Annotated in this window: 4 protein-coding genes; 3 read left to right on the top strand and 1 reads right to left on the bottom strand. The window is 63.5% G+C overall.

What is annotated here, in order from left to right:
- The first annotated feature begins 99 nt into the window (after positions 1 to 99).
- The 3 genes from tnpA (at position 100) to tnpC (ending at position 2,518) form a co-directional block, all read left to right on the top strand.
- Positions 100 to 483 carry an IS66-like element accessory protein TnpA gene (tnpA, locus tag ACFOM8_RS22750; RefSeq protein ID WP_377764646.1) on the top strand — a complete coding sequence of 128 codons (384 nt, stop codon included), beginning with the start codon at positions 100 to 102 and terminating at the stop codon, positions 481 to 483.
- Positions 480 to 827, top strand: coding sequence for an IS66 family insertion sequence element accessory protein TnpB (gene tnpB, locus ACFOM8_RS22745; RefSeq protein ID WP_377764645.1), 348 nt, complete (start codon positions 480 to 482; stop codon positions 825 to 827). Before tnpA ends, tnpB begins: the two co-directional genes overlap by 4 nt.
- Before the next feature lie 62 nt (positions 828 to 889).
- Positions 890 to 2,518: an IS66 family transposase gene (gene tnpC, locus ACFOM8_RS22740; RefSeq protein ID WP_377764644.1), complete on the top strand. Its 1,629-nt coding sequence runs from the start codon at positions 890 to 892 to the stop codon at positions 2,516 to 2,518.
- Here the strand turns inward: tnpC and ACFOM8_RS22735 are convergent.
- Positions 2,499 to 2,732, bottom strand: a complete 234-nt coding sequence (locus ACFOM8_RS22735) for a DUF6429 family protein (RefSeq protein ID WP_377764643.1) — start codon at positions 2,730 to 2,732, stop codon at positions 2,499 to 2,501. The genes tnpC and ACFOM8_RS22735 overlap by 20 nt on opposite strands.
- Between the last annotated feature and the right edge of the window lie 47 nt (positions 2,733 to 2,779).

Raw genomic sequence — 2,779 nt, 5'->3', positions numbered from 1 at the left:
GTAACCACCCGATTTCCACCGCCTGCCTGAGCGTGGGGTGATCGGCTAAGACACGTGCATAGCGACGTCGTTAACGACGTGTCTTATGCGGGGCTTTCGATGCGTGGTGACATTCTGGGTCTGGAACGGCGGCGTCGCTGGAGCGACGAGGAGAAGCTCGGGATCGTGCTGTCAGTCGGGGTGGCGGGCGCGACGGTGACGCAAGTGGCGCAGCGCCACGAGGTGACCCGACAGCAGCTCTATGCCTGGCGGCATGAGTTGAAGAAGAAGGGGCTGCTTTCCCCGCTTCCGGAGGCCCTGTTCCTGCCGGTGGAATTGAGCGCGCCGGCGGCGTTGGCGGCGCATCCATCGGCTGAAGATCAAGCGCCGCAGCGCCCCGCCTTGATTGAGCTTCAGCTGGCCAATGGCCGGTGCCTGCGCTTCGACCCGATGCTGGATGCGGCCGCGCTGACGCGGTTGATCCGGGTGGTGGAGGCGGCATGATCGGGCCCGGCACCGGTGTCCGGGTTTATCTGGCCTGCGGGGTGACCGACATGCGCAAGGGCATCGAGGGTTTGGCGGCTCTGGCGCAGGATCAGTTGCGCCAGAAGCCGGCAGGCGGGGCGGTGTTTGCGTTCCGCGGTCGGCGTGGCGACAGATTGAAGCTCTTGTATTGGGACGGCCAAGGCTTCTGCCTTTACTACAAGGTGCTGGAACGCGGGCGCTTTCCCTGGCCGAACAGCAAGGACGGGACTGCGCGTCTGACATCGGCGCAGATGGCCATGCTGTGGGAGGGAATTGACTGGAGGCGGCCGGACTGGGGCGCGCCACCGGCCCGGGTCGGCTGATTTATCTTCCTGTAATTGCGTGTTTTTGTAGCGTTCGACAGGAGGATATGGTATCCATCGCCATGTCCGGAACGACCACGCCACTGCCCAATGATCCTGCCGCCTTGAAGGCGATCATTGCCGCGTTGCAGGCAGAAAATCAGAAGATGTCGGCGAGCTTGCGCGCCCATGACCTGCTGGTTCAGGCGCTGCGCGTCCGGATTGCCAAATTGCAAAAGCAGAAGTTCGGAGCCAGTTCGGAAAAGATCGAACGCGAGATCGAGCAACTGGAGCTGGCGCTGGAAGACCTGCAGCTGGCCCTGGCCGAGGCGAATGACCCGTCGCCCGCTGCCGAGAAGGGGCCCGACACGGAAGCACAGGCTCCGGAGCCGGCTGAACCTCAGGAAACCAACCGCCGCCGCCCGAAAGTCTCGAAGGACACGCCGCGCGAACGTCGCGAATATGACCCTGGCAAGAATTGCCCCGATTGCGGCGGCGATCTGCGGGTGATCGGTGAGGATGTCAGCGAATTGATCGACATGATCGCCGCGCAGTTGAAGGTTATCGAGATCGCGCGCATCAAGAAGTCCTGCCGACGCTGTGAGAAGATCGTCCAGGCCCCGGCACCCAGCCGGCCGATCCCGCGGAGCATGGCGGGACCGAACCTGCTCGCCTATGTCCTGGTCTCGAAGTTCGACGATCATGTGCCGCTTTACAGGCAGAACGAGATCTTTGCCCGGATGGGCGCCGATATCGCCGACACGACGCTCGTGGACTGGTGCGGCGGGGCGATGAAAGCCCTGGCGCCGCTGATCGAAAAGATCGAGGCCGAGATCATGGCCAGCAATCTGCTCCATGCCGATGACACGCCCATCCGGGTCCTCGATCGCAGCAAGAGCGACAAGGGGCTCGGCAAGGGTGTCAGGAAGGGCAGGATCTGGGCTTATGTCCGCGATCAGCGCCCTTGGGCAGGCCAGGCCCCGCCCGGTGCGGTGTATCAGTTCGCCCCGGACTGGAAGGAAGACCATGTCCTCGGCCATCTGGGCCAGGCCGGCGGCATTCTTCAAGCAGATGGCTACAAGGGCTATGCCAAGCTCTATGCCCCCGATCTGGAGGGCAAGAGCCAGTTCCGCGAGGCCGCCTGCTGGGCGCATCTGCGCCGTGACTTCCATGATGTCTGGACATCGACGAAATCCGAGATCGCGCGCGAGGCGCTCGACCGGATCGGCAAGTTCTACGACATCGAGCGCGCCATCAGCGGCAAGCCCGCCGAGTTGCGGCTGGCCCTGCGCCAGAAGGAAACCAGGCCCAAGATCGACGCCTTCCGGGACTGGGCCGAAAAGCAGCTGACGCGCATCCCGGGCAAAAGCGATCTGGCCAAGGCCTTCCGCTATGGGCTGAGCCGCTGGTCTGCCCTCACGCTGTTCCTCGAGGACGGGCGCGTGGCCATCGACAACAATGCGGCCGAGCGTGCCCTGAGGCCAATTGGTGTCGGCAGACGGAACTGGCTATTCGCAGGCTCGGATGCGGGCGGCGAAACGCTCGCCCGCGCCCTGACCGTCATTGAAACGGCAAAGATGAACGGGCTCGATCCGCAGGCCTATCTTGCCGATGTCCTGGACCGCATCCACGATCACATGAACACCCGTCTCGGCGAATTGCTGCCCTGGAACTGGACGCCAATGGGCACGGTCAAGACCGAGGCCGCGTAAACAGCGCCCGGAAGAGTTCCTCGGACTGCCGCAGGCCCTCATCGGTCAGGACAACCGACTTTGCCTTGTTGACCGGATCGGCAATCAGACCCCTCCCATGCAATCGCTCTAGGGCGTCCCAGTCAAAGCCTTTCCACGCCCGCCGCTCGTCATGCAGCGTCAACCACATAAGCGCCAGAACGGCCTCGTCGATCTTGTCCCGATCAATCTCCATGGACTGAGCATACTACGGTCAGACTGGGGCGGGAATCGGGCGGTTAC

Origin of the sequence: Paracoccus angustae (genome assembly GCF_042648745.1) — a bacterium.
Classification (GTDB): Bacteria; Pseudomonadota; Alphaproteobacteria; order Rhodobacterales; family Rhodobacteraceae; genus Paracoccus; species Paracoccus angustae.
Note: the sequence above shows the minus strand (reverse complement) of the source record. Positions and strands in the feature narration are given on the sequence as shown.

Coding starts and splice junctions, on each gene's coding strand:
- tnpA (WP_377764646.1), top strand. CDS start 100: ATGCGTGGTGACATTCTGGGTCTGGAACGGCGGCGTCGCTGGAGCGAC.
- tnpB (WP_377764645.1), top strand. CDS start 480: ATGATCGGGCCCGGCACCGGTGTCCGGGTTTATCTGGCCTGCGGGGTG.
- tnpC (WP_377764644.1), top strand. CDS start 890: ATGTCCGGAACGACCACGCCACTGCCCAATGATCCTGCCGCCTTGAAG.
- ACFOM8_RS22735 (WP_377764643.1), bottom strand. CDS start 2,732: ATGGAGATTGATCGGGACAAGATCGACGAGGCCGTTCTGGCGCTTATG.